The following is a 19,362-nucleotide window of genomic DNA, read 5'->3' on the forward strand; positions in this document are numbered from 1 at the left end:
CTCAAATCTTATCTATCCACTTACTACGCTGATTTTCTCTTAAACGTCCTGTTTAATTGGTCGAATAATCACTTCATTAATATCGGCATTGTCTGGCATATCAATGGTAAATTCGACTGTGCGAGCGACATCATCAGCTTTTAATCCGACTTCTTTTTCAAAATTAATTTCTGCTTGCTTATTTTCTGGATTATTAATGGAATTATATAACTCAGTAGCAACCGAACCAGGTGAAACAATTGTGGTCCGAATCCCATCATTATGGTATTCCTGACGTAATCCTTCAAAAATTGCCCGCACAGCAAACTTTGACCCATTATAAACAGCCAAGTTTGGAACAACCACGTGGCCAGCAACCGAATCGGTGGCAATAATTTGCCCGCTCTTTTGCTTGATCATCACTGGTAAGACGGCCGCAATTCCGTTTAGAACACCCATGATATTAACGTCAAGAATCTGTTGCCATTCATCGTAAGCCCGGTTAATTAACGCATTTACTGGCATAATACCGGCATTGTTATATAAGACATCAACCCGACCAAATTTTTCAACTGTGGCATCGACTAAGTCTTGTACTTCATCTTTCTTCGTTACATCAACTTTTTGGACCAGAATTTCTTCTTCAGGAAATTCAGCTTTAAGTGCTTCTAACCGGTCAACGCGGCGAGCGCCAATGACTAGTTTGGCATGTTGCTTAGCTAACCGTCGAACGGTTGCTGCACCGATTCCACTAGAAGCTCCTGTAATTACAACTACTTTTCCTTTAATCATGCGCTTGCTCCTTCCGTATTGACTGTAATAATTTTTCCTGCTGGAATGTCATGAGTAATAATCGAGCCGGCACTAATAATCGCTTGTGTACCGATATGAACATTGGGAAGAACCGTTACATTCCCACCTAATTTTGCGCCCGCATCGATTTTGATTGGGCCGCTTTGGTTGCCATCAACTGATAAAAGTGAACACCCAGCGCCAATTTCAACGTTATTGCTAATCGTAATGCCACCTTTGTCAGCCATCATCACATTACAACTAATTAAAACATTCTTACCAATCTTAATATTTCGACCATAATCGCTATAAAACGGTAATAGGAATTTGGTATTGTCATCTAATTGGTAGCCTAAAACTTCACTTAATAGTTGTTTAATCTCTCGCTCATTCAAACAACAAGTGTTAAGCCGCCTTAACAATCGCTGGTTTTGTTCTAATAATTGCTGGTTTATTTCTTGCTTAATGATTGATTACTCACCTCCATCCCTTTGGCAACTATTATTATAAAAGCAAATTCCAAGAATTTGAAATACTTATGTTTTATCGTCTAAGATAGTTTTTGACTATAGTTAAATGCAATAGAAAAGGCTCTAACAGTCCAATGCTGCCAAAGCCTACTAATTTTATTGTGCCTGATCATTAATATAAGGCGTATTCTGTTGCCGACGGATTTTTTGCTTATGGTCTAAGATATAACGGTTAATCAAATCAACAATTTGGGTATTCTGTGGTAAATCAGAGTGTTGCGCGTTCTCTCCAGAAACCATGATTGTTGTAAAGTGATTAACTTGATTTTGGTAAATATACCTACCAACCAAAACACTATTTACCGGTACCAATCCATCTGATGTATAGGTCTGTGTCCCCGCAACTAAGTAAACACTAATATTTTTAGGCAAGTTTTTCCGATACTTAATAAAATCAGCTAGCATCTTCGTCTGATGGTTCATTGACTTTTCATTGAAATTATATGGTGAACCAATCATCATTAGCCTTTTTAGTCGCTCGGTTCGTTGGTAACGCGAATAATAATGTTCTAAAAAGTAGGTATAAATCAGTCCGCCATTGGAATGCCCAATTGCCTTAAAGTTATTAAAATTGTATTTCTGTGATAAATCTTGAAAGGCAATATTAAACCACCGCGCTTGTTTTTTGATATTACTATAACCATCATGATTATTTTCAAAACCAACAACGATAATCGGTTCAGTATCATCAGGTCTAATTTTGCCAAAGTACTGTAATTTACCATTCTCCGTTACTTTAACTTTTAATAGGCTATGCGGATTCTTACGGTTATGATTTAATTCACCGACAAGCCGGTCAAAACGATTAATGGAAGCAGAACTCCCAGGGATCATAATTACTGGTGACATTTTTGCATTATGCCATTTTGTTAAGTCATTGACGTTCCGATGTGACCAGGATAATGATAAAACGATCAAGATTATCAACCCAATTACTGACAGCGTACTGATCAAGATAGTCTTCTTTTTAGTCGTCATTTTCTACACCTGCCTTTTTAATGATCTCCTCTGCCATTCGGACAAACGGGATATAAATCAGCACATCAATAATAATTAGGGATACTGACAGGATAAAGGTTCCCCAATTACCGTTCGTCCCAACAAGTGCAATTAATGGCGCTGGTGTTCCTGCTGGTACGGGATAAACAGCTGCCGGAATCCAATTTAGACTTAACAATGCCCCAGAAATAAGCATGTTAACCAACGGAGCAGCAACAAATGGAATAAAAAAGACAGGATTATAGAGAATGGGAATCCCAAGCATCATTGGGTAGTGGTCATTGAAGAAAGCGGGAAATAGCGACCACTTTGAGACACTTCGATAGCGTTGTTCACGCGATACAATTAGAATTGCGATAATTAAGGCGAGAACACATCCGCTACCGCCAAAGTTAGCGAAACTGTGAAAAATTGTCGTATCGGTGTATTTATATGGCGCATTCCAAGCCGATCCTGTCTGTAATGCGTGCATTAGATTAGCCCATGACGGCGCATCAGTAAATGACGGACTATCGATAAATGGTCCGCCAAGCGCAAAAATTGCCATGATATCAGTCAACGTTCCAAGTCCAATCACGTACCAGAATGCCTTCGCTTTGGAATTAATTGTAATAAAGCTAGCAACGTAGGTCGGCAATGATAAGCTAACAAATAAGCCAAGCATCATATTCACCAATACAGCTAAGATACTGATGATTATGATTGGTTTTACAAGCTGGTTTAATTTCATTTCCTTACTTTTCGCAAATAGGACTAATAATCGACCACAAAGATAACCGACAATAATCGCTATTAACATTCCTTCTGATAGTAAGTACTTATTAAAACTCAAACTGTCTTGAGTCGTGGTTTGATATGCAATAATTAAAAAAGCAAAAAGGCCAATCGCACCAGCCCCAGAAATATTTTTGCGATAGGCCTTCACTGTATAATGTGCACTAAAGAATGCCGCATATGCAGCAATAATATTAATCGTACATTCAAAAATAATTTTAGTAACTTGCCCGAATTGACGATAAAACGGCAACCATCGATTAAGACCAATTATCGTTGAAATATATCCTGAAGTTGAAAAAAATGAAAAACGCAGGACTGCGGCAAAACTACCAATTAAAATTAAAGGGAACATTACCCCCAAGGTATGACGCAAAATATAGGCAAGCCTGCTTCGGTACATTTTAACCGAAAAATTAATTAATTGTTCCATCATTACTCCTCCTTAGCACGTTAATTATATTCTAGGGAACTCAATGGTGTAAAATAGCATCAAACTATTTAATTCGATAACTAAAAATTATGGAGGCACTCTTAAATGGAACTTCGGGTTTTACGTTACTTTCTCGCTGTCGCCCAGCAACGAAATATTACCAAAGCCGCCCAAGAACTACTAGTATCTCAACCGACATTATCAAAACAGCTTGCAGATTTAGAAAGTGAACTTGGTGTCAAATTATTTATTCGCGGACATCGGCAAATCACTTTAACAGATGAAGGCGAGTATCTCCAAGCCCGCGCAAAAGAAATTATTCAACTCGCGGATCAAACTGCCACTAATATTCAAAAGGAACAAGTTGTTACTGGGACACTTTCAATTGGTGCTGGCGAAAGTATTGGAATGCAGCGGATTATGGAGGTACTAAGCGGGATTATGCAGGACTATCCTGATGTTAAGATTCGGCTAGTCAGTGGAAATGCTGAGGAAATGGAAATGGCATTAAAACACGGCACCATTGATTTTGCTGTCTTAATGGCTCACCGTAGTCTTGACAGTTACCATCATCTTCAATTACCGGAAACTGATCGGTGGGGATTAATCACGCGAAAAGACGACCTCTTGGCTCAAAAAACCGCTATTAAACCTGCCGATCTTATTGGACTCCCGCTTCTGGTATCTGAGCAGGCTCTTGATGAACATCGTTTTCAGGATTGGTGGGGCAACGTAGGAAAAGAAATTAACATTATTGGTACTTACACATTAGTTTTTAATGCGGAGTTAATGGTTAAACAAGGAAGTGCCTACATGCTTACTTTCGATAACCTTCTTAACACTTCAAGCAACAGCGAACTCACTTTCCGTCCGCTTTCGCCAGCTATTTCTGAATCAACAAATATTATTTGGAAAAAGAACGTTACCCAGTCTAAAGTGGCTAAGTTATTTACCCAACGTTTATTGGCATCACTGGACTAGCAAGTCCTTTCTTTTAGGTTCCGCTTGATATCATGCTATAGTTAGAGTAATAGCTTTAGCGGGAGGCGGGATTATGCAAGAGCTTGATTGGTGTTTACGAATGTTACTAGCAGCTTTGTGTGGCGGAATCATTGGCTTTGAACGAAAAAGCAAAGCTAAAAATGCCGGGATTCGGACCCATGCGTTAATTGCTTTAGGAGCTGCCCTTGTAATGATCGTTTCGAAATATGGTTTCTTTGACTTGCTTAAAATCACGCATAATAACTGGGCAGTTGACCCTTCACGGATTGCTGCTCAAGTTGTTAGCGGGATTGGTTTCCTTGGCGCCGGAACTATTATTAACCGCCATGATCAGATAATCGATGGTTTAACAACGGCGGCGGGGATTTGGGTTACAGGAGCAATCGGCCTTGCATACGGAAGCGGACTCTACAGTATCGGCATTATTGGTACTGCTTGCGTCTTGCTGGCTGAAATTTTGGGAAAGTATATCGACCAATTTGCTTTACGGCAAGGTAATGGCTTTTCATGTTTTATTTCATTGAATGGAACTATCAGTGACCTGCACATTATCATCGATGAATTAAATGATAAATACTTCAAAGCACCGCTTAAATACGTGGTTTATAATTATGACAATGGTAAAGTGACCTGTCGGATTTTTGGAGAATTGAAGTCAAGAGCATTATCAGAAGAAGTCTTTGAAGATTTAGCAACAATGCAAAATGTTAATAACGTTGAACTAGAATAACATAACAAAAAGGTTCGCGGCACCCAATGCTACGAACCTTTTTGTTATCTAAGCGTATTAAATGATAATCTGATTATTCCCTTGATGATTTAATATCAATCCTTTACTTTACATCCTTTGGCAACAAACCAGCTGGGTTACTATCTAGCGCCCCAATAATCTCATGTGCCGTGTAGGGTTCTTCTAAAAATGCCACTTCCGCAGGTGTTAGTTTAATTTCTACTGCCTGAACAGCATCATCAAGGTATTGCTCCTTAGTCGCTCCGATAATTGGTGCTGTCACACCCTTTGCCCACTGCCATGCCAAGGCAATTTGTGACATTTTAACACCATGCTTTTCTGCCAATTCAGCCACCCGTTTAATAATCGGTAAATCCTGTTGCTTAGCATGATCGTATTTAGAACGGGCAGAAGTGTCCACTTGACTTCGCTTTGACGAACTATCCCAAGTCGATCGTGTAAGGTGACCACCAGCTAATGGACTATATGGCATTAGCATTACCCCGTCTTGTTTACAAATCGGGATCAGCTCCCGTTCATCTTCCCGATAAAGCAGATTATAATGGTTTTCCATTGCTACAAATTGATGCCAGCCATTCTTTTCCGCAATGTGCTGCATATTTTGAAACTGGTAGCCATACATTGCAGAAGCACCAATTGCACGAACTTTACCTTCATTAACTAAATTATTAAGAGCAGCCATCGTTTCTTCAATCGGGTGGTCATAATCAAACCGATGAATAATATATAGGTCAAGATAATCGGTACCTAATCGTTTTAAGGTTCCGTCAATTTCGCGGTTGATTGCTTCTTTGGATAAGCGGCCATCATTAAAATAAACCTTACTGGCAATTGCTACTTGGTCGCGAGGAATATGGTGCTTCTTTAATGATCTTCCAATAAATTCCTCACTCGTTCCCGCACCATAAACATTTGCCGTATCAAAAAAGTTAATTCCTAGATTAAGCGCATGTTGAACCATTTTATCAGTTTGATTTTCATCTAAGATCCACCGATAAGTTTTCATCGCTGGAATCCCAAAACTCATCCCACCAACAGCCAATTTAGAAATCTTAATATCTGTTCCCAGAATATGACTATATTTCATATTAAACGCTCCCTCCTTATTTCTACTTATTAGTATCAGTATAGGGTCGATAATCAGCGGAGTTAAATACTTATATTGGATAGTCATATATCCAGCTTATGCATATTACAAAAGTTGCTGATATAGTGGCAGTAATTCCTTAATGGCGGTTAAAATATATTCTTCCATGTTCTCAACTGCATTTCTTTTACGAAAAGCAAATTTACCAAGCAAAAAGCTCGATTGCTGTGCTTCATTATTGAATTGTTGCTGAATATCCTGGTTGTCCAAATATTTTGCTAACGGTAAGTGGTCATCAAATTCCATTTCATCCTTATCCCAGAGATACCAATTAGTATTATCCAGATTTCGCGCCCATTGCGGTATTTTTGCTAATAATTGATTATATGCGACTGGTGTTCCCTCACGTTGTTCACTTTTATAATGCTGAAACATTAAATAAATCTGCAGCTGCTTTCTATCAAGCATTACGCCAATACACGGATTAGCATTCGCCATTTTACTCAATCGATATGATGCCCAATAGTGATCACGTAAGTTCCAACCATTAGTCCAACTTTCAACATGAACTTTGGCAAACTTGTTAGTTGGTAGTTGACTAGCAACTGTCTGATTTACTTTTTTCCATTCTTGCCAAACCGATTTAAAAGTATTCTTCAACTCCGCAACTTCTGCTGGAGAATGATTTTCTTTAATCTTCTTGAAAGAAAACTCCGGCTGGTCAAAAATCGCAAACATATCCTCTGATAATACTGTCATTTTATGTCTCCTTTTTATCCAAGAATATCATAGCCACGACTTTAAAAAATTTAGCTACCAATAAAGTTTATCAAAATCATGTAAAAACCTGTCCCTACTAAGATTGATAGCGGCATATTTCTTTTCCACAAATGAATAAATAATGTTACTAGCCCCGCAACTATTTCTAATAATGCCTTGCTAGGCTCGCTGAATGAAATATTGCGGTAACAATAAATAACCAGTACTCCCATAATGGCTGCTGGGAGGAATTTGCCAAGTTCTTCAAGATATGGCGATAATTCTTTTGACTGGTCGAAGATTAAAAATGGAATAAAGCGGGTTGCCATCGTCACAGCCGCCGCGATTAAAATTGAGATAATTTGTTCAGTTAATGTCATCTTTTCTCCTCACGATTAAATAGTTCAATGAAAATAGGACGACAAGCGTCACTAATGTTACTAATAAGAAAACATTTTTACTACAGAATAATAGACAAATAATGGCAAATACTAAGCCAATCAATGCATCCCGCTGAGTTCGCGCATTCTTTAACTGTTCGGTAAATAGGACGATGAAAAGAGCGGTCATTATAAAATCTAAGCCGGCTAAATTTAAATTAATCATTCCGCCAAGCAGGCCGCCTAATCCAGCACCAACGACCCAACTAAAATAATTAAACGCGGTCACGTAGAAATAAACGTAAGAGCGATCAAGGTTGTCGGGAACTTTTAACGTCGCGTTTAGGGAAAAAGACTCATCACACATTCCAAAAATCAGAATTGGCTTTAACTTGCCGGTATTGGAATATTTTTTCAACATGGTAATCCCATAAAAAATATGTCTGGAATTAACAAGCGCGGTCAAGACAAGGACTGTTAACGGCTGAAAACTCTGGACTAATAAGTTTCCAATGATAAATTCAACGGATCCTGCAAAAATAGTCGCAGCCATTAAAAGCGGGTATAAAAAATTAAAACCTAATTTATGCATATAAATGCCGTAGCTTGCTCCTAAAAATAAAAAGCCAAGCATTACCGGACTGGTTTTATGAAAGGCATAACGTGCTTCATTTCTCATTCATGAATTCTCCCTTCTTAAAATTACTTGAATTTATTTTAAACAGGAGTATTTTATCCATACAAGCTATTAATTGTATGGATTACAATATTGGAGGTTAACTATGCCAATAAATGATTTTTCACACCACCAACTCACTTGGTATCCTGATAAAAGCAACCTTCCTCGACCGATTTATAAGAGTCTCCTTAACCAGCTAAAAACGGCCATTGAACAGGGAAAATTAACCCCTGGCACAAAGCTACCGCCGCAACGGGAACTAGCAGATTACCTCGACATTAATTTCACTACTGTTACCCGCACCTATAAACTAAGCGCGCAGTTGGGCCTAACCTATGGAATTCACGGCAAGGGAACCTTTGTTAATTCTAATGGTATTGACCCACTAACCGCTTCACCATTGACGCGAACCATCGACCTTGGCTTTGTCGCTTCATTCGAGCAAACCAATTACCTGCTTGACAATATCCTTAACAATACTGTTAAGCAAGGGGCAGCACACCTTTTAACCTATGATTCGCCAACCGGACGCGCAATTGATAAGGAGGCTTTTCGTAATTATATGAACTGGCTTGGTGTCAACCTAACCCCTAGTCAGCAAATCCTTATTACAGCGGGTGGCGAAAATTCACTAACACTCCTTTTAATGACCTTATTTTCTAGTGGCGATAAAATAGCCGTCGATGAGTTTACTTACGCTAATTTGATTGCGACGGCCCAGCTAAATAATTTACAACTCATAGCAATTAAAAATGACCACGGCGGCATGAACGTTGAAGCATTAAAACAAGCCTGCCAAACTAATAATCTAAGCGGTCTTTATCTCATGCCCGAGTATAGTAATCCAACTGGTAAAGTTCTCTCGAATGCTCGGCGAAAAGAGATTGCAGCTATTGCCAAGAAGCATAAGCTAAAGGTAATTGAGGACGACTATCTAAGTTTTCTTAGCAAAGTAAATCCAGAACAGCCCCTAAAATTAATGGAGATAATTCCAGACCAGACTTGTTACGTTTGCAGTATGTCAAAAGTTCTCGCTTCTGGTTTACGAATAGGGTATTTAGTATTTCCGCAACAATTTTCCCAGCAAATAAAGAATGGCTTTTTTAATACTACAGTTAAGACTTCGACGCTTAATGCGGCAATTGCTAGTACGGCAATCAACGAACATGTTGTTCAGCAAATTGTCCAAAATAAAATTAATCTTGCCAAACAAGTAAATCTCCTTTTCAACCAATACTTTCCTTTTGCGCCGACAAATCAATTAACAGACTACGCCTTCTTTCGCCGATTACCGCTTAAAAATATTAAAGACGGACCGAAAATTGAACCGGCTCTTGCTAAAATTAATATCCGTTGCTTTAGCTCTGAGCGGTTCCAAATAAATGCCGCCTCAAATGAACATTTTCTCCGCGTTTCGTTGTCTGCAAGTAAATCAATGGAAGAATTAGCGACGGGATTAAAATCATTACAGCAATTTTTACAACGTAATAACTTAATATAGGCTTCAAAAGCTCAGACATTTGTCTAGCCATTGAAGCCTATTTTTACATAACTCTTTTTCCAGCCATCCAGGTTTCTTTAACGCGAATATTTTTAAGTTCATCATGTGAAACCGTAAAAATGTCATTATTCAGGATTACAAAATCAGCTGCCTTCCCTGCTTCAAGCGTTCCATTATCAGTAAAACCACCTATTTTAGCTCCATCTCGTGTATAACCAAGAACAGCTTGCGGAACAGTAATCGCTTCTTCCGCGTTAACCACATCATCATTGGCTGCTTTCCTCGTTACAGCCGCATAAATGCTATAAAACGGGCTATCCGGTTCAGCCCATGGAGTACATGGTGCATCTGAACTTAATCCTAATATTGCCTTAGAATTTAACATCGATTTAACACGGTAAGCGAGTTTAAACTGTGCTGGGGAAAGGTAATGGCGGTATGATTCATCTTCCGCAAAGAAAAAGATCGGCTGGGTAACTAAAGCATAATTCATTTTACTCTTAGCAATCTCTTTAAACATGTAATCACTCATTAAAGACGCATGTTCAATCCGTACCGATGGCATCGTTGTTAACCACGGCTCCATATCTTTTGTCACTTCAATTACCGTTTGTATAGCCTTATCACCCATTGCATGGACCGCTAATTGAAGCTTATTATCACGGGCCATCATAACTGCTCGTTGAAGCTTCTCCGCTGAAGTTAGACTAACACCCTTTTTGCCGGAAGGATATGGTTCGCTATTATACGCCGTTTCGCCAGAGATACTGCCATCCATAAATACTTTGATTCCAGCAACACGAAGCTTTTCATTCCCGCTTGGTTGTAGTCCAAACTGTGGATCAATTTCATCAAAAAACATAGTAAATAGATGCCTTAGGAGTAAATCCTTGTTTAACTGCATCCTGATACAGTTTTAACGAGGTGTATGGTTTCATCCGCCCCATCATTTCACCAATCGCTACAATTCCCTCTTTAAGGTAATGATCAGAACTATTAACCATGTTAGTGACATCATTTTCATAACTCTGCGCGGATTTAGCCCGAATAAACAACTGGGAGGCGGCTACCTCGCGCATAAAGCCAGTCGGTCGTCCGTCAGCGAACCGTTCTATCTTCCCGCCAACCGGATCGGGAGTGTTTTCGTCAATTCCGGCAAGTTCCAGGGCCTTTGAGTTTCCAACTGATGAATGACAGTCAGAACGATAGATAAAAATTGGCTGGGTTGTCGAAACTGCATCTAAATCATCACGAGTTGGGCTGCGGTGTTCTGCTAGTTTCGTTTCATCAAAGCCCCATCCTTCAATCCAGACGTTTTCTCCTTGACCATATGCTGGAGAATTACGGAGTGCTGCTTGCATTTCCTTGATACTATTAACATTCGGCGGCGTACATGCAACCCCGTGAAGGGCATCGGCAATATATTTGGGATGTGTATGACAATCAACTAAGCCTGGCAAAACGGTTTGTCCCTGAAGATCAATAGTCTCTCCTTCAACAGGGAGATTATCGCCAACTTGCTTAACTTTTCCATTTTCAACAACCATCATGCTTACAAAATGATTTTCATTGTCCCCAACAAAAATTTTGCCGTTTATAAATGTCTGTTTAGGCATCTTCCTCGCTCCTTTCACTTAAAACCTCTTTTTATTATAAAATGAAAACGCTTTAAAAATGATAGTTATTTAAAATAAAATTGCTAGGACTGCTGCACGCAAAAAAGCTTGACCACGGAATTCCGCAATCAAGCCCTCTAAAATATTTTATCTATTTGCACGGTCAACTAATCGCTAATTAGCTCTGGCCGTTTTCTTGCCTTTAATACGTGACAGATCAATCCGAGAATTAACCCTGCAATCCCAAAGGTCAGCCACCCGAAGCCTAAGTTGAAAAATGGGAAGTACTGTTGGGCAAAACCAAGCAGTGTCTGTAATAATTGGTTTTCATGTAACCCAGCTGGTAACGCATTTAACATGTCAAAGAATGCTGGAATTAGGGTAAGCCCAGTTGTAATTCGGTAAACGAGCCGGTCATTCTTAAACAGTGGTGAAAGTAGCCCTAAAATAATTAAGGTAATTGCTAACGGATAAAGGAACATTAGAATTGGTGTTGACCATGCAATAATCTGGTTAAGTCCTAAATTAGCAAATAGGAATGATAATCCACAATTGATTCGTAAAAATGTTCGATATGAAATTTTAGGAAAACGGCGATGGAAATCTTGTGAAAAGGCAATTACTAACCCCATTGCTGATGTCATACAGGTAATAGTTGCCAAAGTTGCTAAAATCGCATCACCAGCCGTTCCTAAGTAGTGGTGAGAAATTTGGGCAAGGGTAATTCCGCCATTAGCTGCCAGCTTAAATTGATGCAAACTGGTTGCCCCTAACCAAATTAAAGCTAAATAAATAATTGCAACTCCCGTAATTCCGAGAAAACCACTCTTAGCCGTTGCAAGCGAAATTTGTTGTGTCTTCTTAATGCCGAGTTCTCTAATTGCAGTAATAATAGTAATTCCAAAAGCTAATGCTGCCAAGCCATCCATGGTATTGTAACCTTGCAAAAAGCCATTAGAGAAAGCATGACTCGTATATGCTGCGGTTATATTAGCAGTATTTCCTGAACCTAGCGGATTAATGAACGCTAATAAGAAGATAAGGAATAATAATAACAAGAACAAGGGATTTAAAACTTTACCGATTAAAGTAGTAATCTTTCCCTCATGATTTGAAAAAAGATAAACTAAACTAAAGAAAATTGCTGAGTAGATTAATAATCCCCAAGTATTAGCTGCCGTAGATAAATAAGGAGCAATTCCAATTTCATAAGGAACGGTTGCTGTCCGCGGAGTTGCAAACAGTGGTCCTAACGTAGCATGAATAAGAATTAAAAAGATAAGTGCATAGTAACGGCCATTCGGCAATGCAAGGTCATAAATTCCGTTCGACCTAGTGATACTAATTGCTAACAGTGCCATTAAAGGCAGTAACACTCCGGAAAATAGAAAGCCGCTACTCGCTATTAGCCAGTTACTGCCAGCTAATTGACCCAAGTGAACCGGGAAAATAAGATTCCCTGCCCCAAATAACATTCCGAAAATAAGTGATGCGATAATTATTGACTGTCTAATACTCGCTTTTGTTGTCTCCATTTTAACCATTCCTCTCGGTAAATATTAAATTAATATTGGTACAAAAAAGCGTCCTTATAAGCAGTTTGCTTATAAGGACGCTATCACGCGTGTTACCACCTTACTTTAGAACAATATTACTATTATTCCCTTACCCCGTACATAGTGAACTAGATACGTTGACGCTATAACGGGCGCACCCGCCTAAAGCTACGATTACTCTCACTTCAGGCACTCCTAGGCTACTTTCACTTTACTTCTCTATCCCCACTCACACTAACTTGGGTTCGCTGACTAGTCAAAGCAAAGCTAATTTCCTATTCTTAGTGGTTATTCATACCGTTTATTTACTAAGTATGTTACGTTATAAATTAGAAAATGTCAATGCATTTCTAATTATTTTTTAATTTCTGATGTAGTGTTTTTTAGTAAACGGTCACGAATGTATTTACGAAATGCTTCATCACCAAGTTCTTGGCGCTTTTCATATAATTCTTTGGTAATTTTACCAGTAACATAGCACATCCGATCGCTATCCTTATCAGTGACCGCCTTATAGATATCTTGAGCTACTTCCTCAGGTGATTCTAAATTATCTGTATCTGGCATTAACATTTCTGTTTGATTCTTTAATAACTGATCAAATCCCGGCATTGCAGATGCCTCCATCTTAAAACCGGTCTTCACAACCCCTGGAACGATGATTTTTACCTGAATGCCAAATGGCGCTAACTCATGGTAGAGCATTTCACATACGCCGGTCACCGCCCACTTATCTGCTGCATAGATACCATCTAGAGCTAACCCCATTTCGCCAGCAAGGGAAGTGGTTGTCAAAATTAGTCCACTTTTCTTCTTTTTAAAATACGGGATGAATTTTTGAGTGACGCGGATCATTCCTAGCAGATTCGTGTTTAAAGACTTCTGCATGGCTTCTTCGGTCATATCCTCAAATCGTGACTTCATTCCATAACCAGCATTGTTGAACAGAACATCAACTTCATGCTTTTCGAGAACTTTTAAAACTGTCTTTGAAATTTGCTCAGGCTTCGTTACATCGAGTGGATAGATAAAAACATTTTGATAGGATGTTAATTCAGTTTCTTTTTCAGGTGAGCGCATGGTAGCAATCACCGTCCACCCCTTTTCTGCAAATAATTTTGCTGTTGCTTTGCCAATTCCAGATGACGAACCAACGATGAAAATTGTACTCATATTCACTATACTCCTTATCTTAAGCTGGACGATTAAATTATTCGCTAACGATAATTAATGATTTGATCGCTTCACGTTTATCCATCGCTTCATATGCTTGTTGAATTTCATCAAGACTAAAACGCTTAGTGAAGACTTTTCCTGGATGAATTTTGCCCTTTAATACAGCATCAAGAAGAATTGCACGATCATAAGTAGTGACAGAAGCAATTCCTCCGCGAAGACCAATGTTCTTCCAGAAAAGTGCGTTTGATGAGGGTTCAGTTTGTGGAACACCTACTCGACCAACAATTGCGCCTGGACGAGCTAACTTGCCAGCTTGTTCAATAGCAGATACGGCCCCAACACATTCGAGGACAGCATCGACACCATTACCATCAGTTAATTCAAGAACCTTCTTAATTGCATCGTCACCACGTTCAGCAACAATATCAGTAGCTCCAAATTCTTTAGCAAGTTTTGCACGATCTTCATGGTGACTCAAAGCAATAATCCGCTTAGCACCACGTAATTTAGCACCGATTACACCACAAAGGCCAACAGCACCATCACCGATAACCGCGACTGTATCTTCTTCCTTAACTTCAGCACTTGCAGCTGCATGGTAACCAGTTGCCATCACATCAGCCAAAGTTAAAAGGTCATTTAATTGTTCATCTGTGTAATCTGATGGTTGGCCCGGAATTTTTACTAATGCCCAGTTAGCGTTAGTAAAACGAAGGTATTCACCTTGATAACCACCATTGCCGCCGGCTTCTTGGTTCATACAATTACCATCGAAGCCAGCCAAACAAGCAGCACAGTGACCACAACCATGAGTAAATGGTGCGATTACAAAGTTCCCAGGCTTAACGTCTTTAACGTCAGCACCGACTTCTTCAACAATTGCAATTGCTTCGTGGCCAACTAATGATCCTTTTTCACGATTAGCAATCCCACGATACCACCATAAGTCGGATCCACATACACAAGCACGAACAATCTTTAAGATCGCGTCAGTTGGCTTTTGGATTGTTGGCTTTTCAACCTCATGAACTTCCATCTTACCGGGTCCCATAAATACTGCTGCTTTCATCTGCATTCACTCCTTCAATCATTTTGAGTTGGATTAACTTAAACTATAAACCTTGAAGTCCACTACAAGCCAAGCAGAAAATTAACTCGGCTTATTGATGCCAATACTTTCGCGAGAATAAAGGCTACCATCGTTCAGCAGATTTGTCACTAAGTCAGCGATTGATTTTATTGAAACATCGTGACCACCAAATGGTTCGCCCTTATGTGTAATTTCATAATTAACCGGACCACCAGTGAACCAACCAGGACGAACCACAGTATAATTTAGGTCAGATTCTTCCACAATGTCAGCAGCGTCCCGATATGATTGAAGAATTGGATTATTTTTTAAATTACCACTAGTGCCAACAGAAGCAGGGATCTCATTATAAATTCCCATCGAACTAATAAATACCAATCGTGATACGTTATTACGGTCCATCGCCGCAACAATCTGCTTAGCATAGGCAGCTAAGTCACCGCTTAATGCTGCAAACACAGTATCCTGTCCTACCAGTGCTTTGTCTAAATCGTGATCATTTAATACATCCCCACTGATGACGGTTTCCCGTTGCGGATCAGTAATGTTAATTCGATTAGTTGACCGCGCAAATAGTGTTAGATGATCATCTGTCTTTTTTAATGCTGCTTGAGTGGTTGCTGTTCCCAATGTTCCGGTTGCGCCAATGATTAAAATATTCTTCATGAGATTTAACCTCCATTAATAGGTGCTGGCGACCTGATTAGTGATCGTCCATTTTCCGTTAACCTTCGCGAATTCCATCTTCATCTGAAGTTGCCAGGTATTGACCGAGCTCCCCCAAACACTCGCCTTGACTTGATTATGACCAATTAAGCTAGCGTAGTTTCCATCAATTCGAATGTCTGAGATCCCTTCCTCATCAGAAGAGTAATACTTAAGCTCACCATTTTGAATTTGGTCGATCCATTCTAGTTTGGGCTGAGCATACCCCGTCATATGATGTAATACCATGGTCGAGGCTAAAATCTGACTCAAAGTTTCAATATCTTTAGCCACCATTGCCCGATTTTCTTGGCGGTAGAGGTCGATAATCGTTTCTCTGTCTGTCATTAAATCAGTCCTTTGCCAATGATTGTTCAGTTAAGACCTTGCCAAAACCGCTTGAAATTCCCGTGATCAACCAAGTTTTTCTCATTTTCATTTCCCCTTTTTGCTTTAATTAATTGTCTATATCATAACGGCGGTGAATCACTAAACCAATTCATGTTTGCAATCAATAATCATAAGTAAAACTTATCAAGCTAACTTTTGTGCACTAAAAAAACGCCAAAAGTTAGCGAAAAGCTTTCTTTTGACGTCGATTTCCGGTAATTGCAACTTAGAATTGCGCTTTTAATAGCTCAGCAAACTTTTCAATGTAAAAGCCGGAATTACCCTGTTTCCAATAGGCATAGTAATTTTGGTGAAGGGGAACGTCACCAGCATAGAGCGGCATGATCTTAACAATTTCCTTATTAATCAGCGATTGGGTTCGCCGATTAACAATAAAGTATCCCCGGTTGGCCGCGACCATCATTTGCGCCTCATCGATGGTAGCAACCGTCAAAAAGCGGCTTTTTACCCCTAAGCCATCCCGATAATATTGTTCCTCGGCCGCTTTTTGCGGATCATTAGTAACTAAAATACATGGTAAATCAGCTAATTGTGTTGTTGAAATACGGTTATTATCTGGATATTTCAAGGGTAAAACGGCCATAAAATCAGTCTCAGTTAAGAATTCATTGTGGTATTCATTTGATAAAGCACGACGCTGATCGGAAAAAGCCAGATCAATTTGATCCTGTTTTAAGAGCTCAAATAACTCTTCATGAGTGCCGCTTTTGATTTTAATCTCAATTTCTGGATACATTTGCGAAAAATGGGCAACGGTATGCAAAAATTCGTTGGTCCCAAAATTGGATAAATAGCCTAAACACAATTCGTAATTGATCGGTAGTTTCCCAATTCTTCGTGTCTTGACAATTAATGCATTAGTCGTTTTAACAACTTCTTTGGCGTGCTGGTAAAAGAATTCACCAGCGGTCGTTAATTCAAAACTTCTTCCCTTTCGGTCAAGCAATTTAACATCAAGCGTATTTTCAAGCTCCTTAATTTGCTGGGAAATAGCTGACTGAGAAATGTTATTTTCTTCGGCGGCACGGGTGAAATTATGTTGATCAACCACCGCAATAAAATACTTCATCTGTTGAAACATTAATTTGTCCTCTTAATTTGGCTTGAAATCACTAAATAAAGCAAGGTTATTCAATATACTTTGACCCTTCACGAATTGACAACGGTGCCAACTCTTGCTGATTTTGCTCAATAAAATCACGAACCCATGTTGGATTTGTCTTTGAATAATCACGTAAAGCCCAGCCAATTGCTTTATTAATAAAAAATTCATCGCTCCCCAGATTATTTCGAATAATTTCACTTAATACCTGAGTGTCAGTTGCTTGTTTCCTTAATAATTGGTATTCAATCGCTATCCGGCGAATCCAAAAATCTGAATCTTGGGACCATTCCAACATTAATTCGTTACCCCGTGGATCATCCCAAGTCAAGTAGCTAAGCGGTTTAATTAATGTATCAATCGTATCCCACCACTGGTTATGCCGCGCATAGTTTTCAATTTTATTAATATCTTCAAAGTGAAGTTTTTTCTTCATCGCGATTAAATAATCACAAACAAAATATTGCATTTCACGATAAGGATCTCGCCAACAGCGATCTAATAGTTCCCAGTCAATCTGATCCTGCTTTTTCTCTGCTAATAGGCTCTGATGGTAGATTGCTTTCCTTTCCTTAGTTTGATAACCATAAAATTCAAATCGATTTCGCAAATACTTTTTCATTTGTCTGGCACGTTCAGGGTTAGTATTACGAGCAAACCGTTCTTTCAATTGTCCATAATCAAGCATCTGTTCGGCTCCCATAGTTTTTTACTACTATCTTATCAGATGTTTATTTATCCTCATCAAGCATTTTCTTTTTCTTCAATTGATAATATTCTTCTTCGTCCAAAAATGGCATCACATGGTCTTCAAAATGATCGAGCTTATATGCCAAGTAATTCAAGGTCTTGTCTAGTTCATTCCGTTGCGCCAGCAGATGGTCATACTGCTCTTTAATCAGTGACTTTTGTGCCTCACGACTGTCACTATGCTTACGGTATAGGGTTACGAAATCAATCAATGATTCTACAGACATTCCTGCATTGCGCATCGCCTTAATGAATAAGGCCCACTTAATCTCGTTTTCTGTGTAATCGCGATAGCCACTGGCATTCCGTGGCACTTCAGGAATTAAACCGTTATTTTCCCAATAACGTAGCGTTTCTTTGGGAATATCTAACCGCTCACTGACTTCTTTGATGTTCATCTATTTTCCTCCTCATTTTCTTCTAGTTTAACACGTTAAGCGGGCTCTTCACTTTCCACCAATTTCTCCATCGCATTAATTTGCTCGATTAAACATTGATGGTCTGCTTTTAACTGTCCAAACTGTTCTTGTAATAAGGACTGACGAGCTGGAGCAGCCTTTTCACCCAACATGGATAGCTTAACGTACTCGATCTGGAAATCAGGAGAAACGTTCATCTGATTCAGTAATTTAGCATGCTTAACCCACCGAATATCGGTTTCAGTAAATGTCCGTCGTCCGTTATGATCACGCGGAATTAGCGGAATCATGCCAAGCCGTTCCCACCGCCGAATGGTGTCGGCAGAAAGAGATAATTTCTCTGCTACTTGTTGAATGCTCATATTATTACCCCGCTAATTCTGCCAGCCATGCATTGAGCCCATTCGATCCTTCATGTGTTGGTAAGACATTTAACTTTCCTGCCCACTGCTTAAACATCTTTTCGTAGCCATTGGGCGTTCCAGCATCGGTATAAAAAGAAGCGACCTTTCCGGAATAATTTTGAATTTGATTAAGAAAATTGTGAATTGGAGTTGCCGGAGCACCTCGCCAAACTGGACTGCCAACCAGAATCAAATCATATTGGTCGACATTTGGGATGTCATTAACTAATGCTGGATATTGATGATTTTTGATTTGGGCAGTTGCAATTTCGTCCGTTTTATACATATCACGATCAAACGTATCAGGGGCGACTTCGATCCTGTACATGTCAGCATCAACTAACTGGGCTATTTTTTCAGCCATCCCTTGCGTGCGTCCTGACCATGAGTAATATGCAACTAATGTTTTTGCCATAACCTTGTTCCTCCCTGATTAAATTTATAATTAATATAAACCTTACAGT

21 protein-coding genes, 1 pseudogene and 1 other annotated feature are annotated in these 19,362 nt (G+C 39.3%); of the genes and pseudogenes, 3 read left to right on the top strand and 19 right to left on the bottom strand.

Annotated features, from left to right (window positions below; all coding sequences use genetic code 11):
• Positions 1-39: 39 nt before the first annotated feature.
• The 4 genes from H5S41_RS09325 to H5S41_RS09340 all read right to left on the bottom strand — a co-directional run bounded on the left by H5S41_RS09325 (position 40) and on the right by H5S41_RS09340 (position 3,507).
• Positions 40-771, bottom strand: coding sequence for an SDR family oxidoreductase (locus H5S41_RS09325; protein ID WP_182603096.1), 732 nt, complete (start codon positions 769-771; stop codon positions 40-42).
• Complete coding sequence (locus H5S41_RS09330) at positions 768-1,166, bottom strand: LbetaH domain-containing protein (RefSeq protein ID WP_182603097.1); 399 nt, start codon at positions 1,164-1,166, stop codon at positions 768-770. Before H5S41_RS09330 ends, H5S41_RS09325 begins: the two co-directional genes overlap by 4 nt.
• Before the next feature lie 231 nt (positions 1,167-1,397).
• Positions 1,398-2,279: an alpha/beta hydrolase gene (locus H5S41_RS09335; RefSeq protein ID WP_182603098.1), complete on the bottom strand. Its 882-nt coding sequence runs from the start codon at positions 2,277-2,279 to the stop codon at positions 1,398-1,400.
• Positions 2,269-3,507: a PTS transporter subunit EIIC gene (locus H5S41_RS09340; protein WP_182603099.1), complete on the bottom strand. Its 1,239-nt coding sequence runs from the start codon at positions 3,505-3,507 to the stop codon at positions 2,269-2,271. The genes H5S41_RS09335 and H5S41_RS09340 overlap by 11 nt, the downstream gene beginning before the upstream one ends.
• 105 nt (positions 3,508-3,612) lie before the next feature.
• Between H5S41_RS09340 and H5S41_RS09345 the strand changes: the two genes are divergently transcribed.
• On the top strand, positions 3,613-4,488 hold the full coding sequence (locus tag H5S41_RS09345) for a LysR family transcriptional regulator (RefSeq protein ID WP_182603100.1): 876 nt from the start codon (positions 3,613-3,615) through the stop codon (positions 4,486-4,488).
• A 73-nt stretch (positions 4,489-4,561) separates the two neighbouring features.
• Positions 4,562-5,239: an MgtC/SapB family protein gene (locus H5S41_RS09350; RefSeq protein ID WP_182603101.1), complete on the top strand. Its 678-nt coding sequence runs from the start codon at positions 4,562-4,564 to the stop codon at positions 5,237-5,239.
• A 103-nt stretch (positions 5,240-5,342) separates the two neighbouring features.
• On the opposite strand, the gene H5S41_RS09355 is transcribed toward H5S41_RS09350, so the two are convergent.
• The 4 genes from H5S41_RS09355 to H5S41_RS09370 form a co-directional block, all read right to left on the bottom strand.
• The gene (locus H5S41_RS09355) at positions 5,343-6,347 is read right to left on the bottom strand and encodes an aldo/keto reductase (RefSeq protein WP_182603102.1); all 1,005 of its coding nucleotides are present in this window, start codon (positions 6,345-6,347) and stop codon (positions 5,343-5,345) included.
• A 105-nt stretch (positions 6,348-6,452) separates the two neighbouring features.
• Positions 6,453-7,106, bottom strand: coding sequence for a glucose-6-phosphate 1-dehydrogenase family protein (locus H5S41_RS09360; protein ID WP_182603103.1), 654 nt, complete (start codon positions 7,104-7,106; stop codon positions 6,453-6,455).
• A gap of 50 nt (positions 7,107-7,156) precedes the next feature.
• Entirely contained in the window at positions 7,157-7,486 is a 330-nt protein-coding gene (locus tag H5S41_RS09365) for a branched-chain amino acid transport AzlD family protein (protein WP_182603104.1), read from the bottom strand.
• Complete coding sequence (locus tag H5S41_RS09370) at positions 7,473-8,165, bottom strand: AzlC family ABC transporter permease (protein ID WP_182603105.1); 693 nt, start codon at positions 8,163-8,165, stop codon at positions 7,473-7,475. The genes H5S41_RS09365 and H5S41_RS09370 overlap by 14 nt, the downstream gene beginning before the upstream one ends.
• Before the next feature lie 103 nt (positions 8,166-8,268).
• On the opposite strand from H5S41_RS09370, the gene H5S41_RS09375 reads away from it, so the two are divergent.
• The gene (locus H5S41_RS09375) at positions 8,269-9,666 is read left to right on the top strand and encodes an aminotransferase-like domain-containing protein (RefSeq protein ID WP_182603106.1); all 1,398 of its coding nucleotides are present in this window, start codon (positions 8,269-8,271) and stop codon (positions 9,664-9,666) included.
• A gap of 43 nt (positions 9,667-9,709) precedes the next feature.
• Here the strand turns inward: H5S41_RS09375 and H5S41_RS09380 are convergent.
• The 11 genes and pseudogenes from H5S41_RS09380 to H5S41_RS09430 all read right to left on the bottom strand — a co-directional run bounded on the left by H5S41_RS09380 (position 9,710) and on the right by H5S41_RS09430 (position 19,313).
• A pseudogene (locus H5S41_RS09380) lies at positions 9,710-11,282 on the bottom strand (amidohydrolase).
• Between the two features lie 167 nt (positions 11,283-11,449).
• A complete protein-coding gene (brnQ, locus tag H5S41_RS09385) occupies positions 11,450-12,817 on the bottom strand; it encodes a branched-chain amino acid transport system II carrier protein (protein ID WP_182603107.1) in 1,368 nt (455 codons plus the stop codon).
• Positions 12,818-12,887: 70 nt separating this feature from the next.
• Positions 12,888-13,130: a binding site (T-box leader), on the bottom strand.
• A gap of 62 nt (positions 13,131-13,192) precedes the next feature.
• Positions 13,193-14,011 carry an SDR family oxidoreductase gene (locus H5S41_RS09390; protein WP_182603108.1) on the bottom strand — a complete coding sequence of 273 codons (819 nt, stop codon included), beginning with the start codon at positions 14,009-14,011 and terminating at the stop codon, positions 13,193-13,195.
• Between the two features lie 37 nt (positions 14,012-14,048).
• Positions 14,049-15,086, bottom strand: coding sequence for a zinc-dependent alcohol dehydrogenase family protein (locus H5S41_RS09395; protein ID WP_182603109.1), 1,038 nt, complete (start codon positions 15,084-15,086; stop codon positions 14,049-14,051).
• Positions 15,087-15,167: 81 nt separating this feature from the next.
• Complete coding sequence (locus tag H5S41_RS09400; protein ID WP_182603110.1) at positions 15,168-15,773, bottom strand: NAD(P)H-binding protein; 606 nt, start codon at positions 15,771-15,773, stop codon at positions 15,168-15,170.
• A gap of 15 nt (positions 15,774-15,788) precedes the next feature.
• Positions 15,789-16,160 carry a nuclear transport factor 2 family protein gene (locus H5S41_RS09405; protein ID WP_182603111.1) on the bottom strand — a complete coding sequence of 124 codons (372 nt, stop codon included), beginning with the start codon at positions 16,158-16,160 and terminating at the stop codon, positions 15,789-15,791.
• A 268-nt stretch (positions 16,161-16,428) separates the two neighbouring features.
• Positions 16,429-17,304, bottom strand: coding sequence for a LysR family transcriptional regulator (locus tag H5S41_RS09410; protein ID WP_182603112.1), 876 nt, complete (start codon positions 17,302-17,304; stop codon positions 16,429-16,431).
• Between the two features lie 46 nt (positions 17,305-17,350).
• The gene (locus H5S41_RS09415; RefSeq protein WP_220483296.1) at positions 17,351-18,013 is read right to left on the bottom strand and encodes a DNA alkylation repair protein; all 663 of its coding nucleotides are present in this window, start codon (positions 18,011-18,013) and stop codon (positions 17,351-17,353) included.
• 43 nt (positions 18,014-18,056) lie between these two features.
• A complete protein-coding gene (locus tag H5S41_RS09420) occupies positions 18,057-18,473 on the bottom strand; it encodes a MerR family transcriptional regulator (protein ID WP_182603114.1) in 417 nt (138 codons plus the stop codon).
• A gap of 35 nt (positions 18,474-18,508) precedes the next feature.
• The gene (locus H5S41_RS09425) at positions 18,509-18,856 is read right to left on the bottom strand and encodes a MerR family transcriptional regulator (protein ID WP_182603115.1); all 348 of its coding nucleotides are present in this window, start codon (positions 18,854-18,856) and stop codon (positions 18,509-18,511) included.
• 4 nt (positions 18,857-18,860) lie between these two features.
• On the bottom strand, positions 18,861-19,313 hold the full coding sequence (locus H5S41_RS09430) for a flavodoxin (RefSeq protein WP_182603116.1): 453 nt from the start codon (positions 19,311-19,313) through the stop codon (positions 18,861-18,863).
• Between the last annotated feature and the right edge of the window lie 49 nt (positions 19,314-19,362).

Source organism: Limosilactobacillus albertensis, assembly GCF_014145555.1.
GTDB lineage: Bacteria > Bacillota > Bacilli > Lactobacillales > Lactobacillaceae > Limosilactobacillus > Limosilactobacillus albertensis.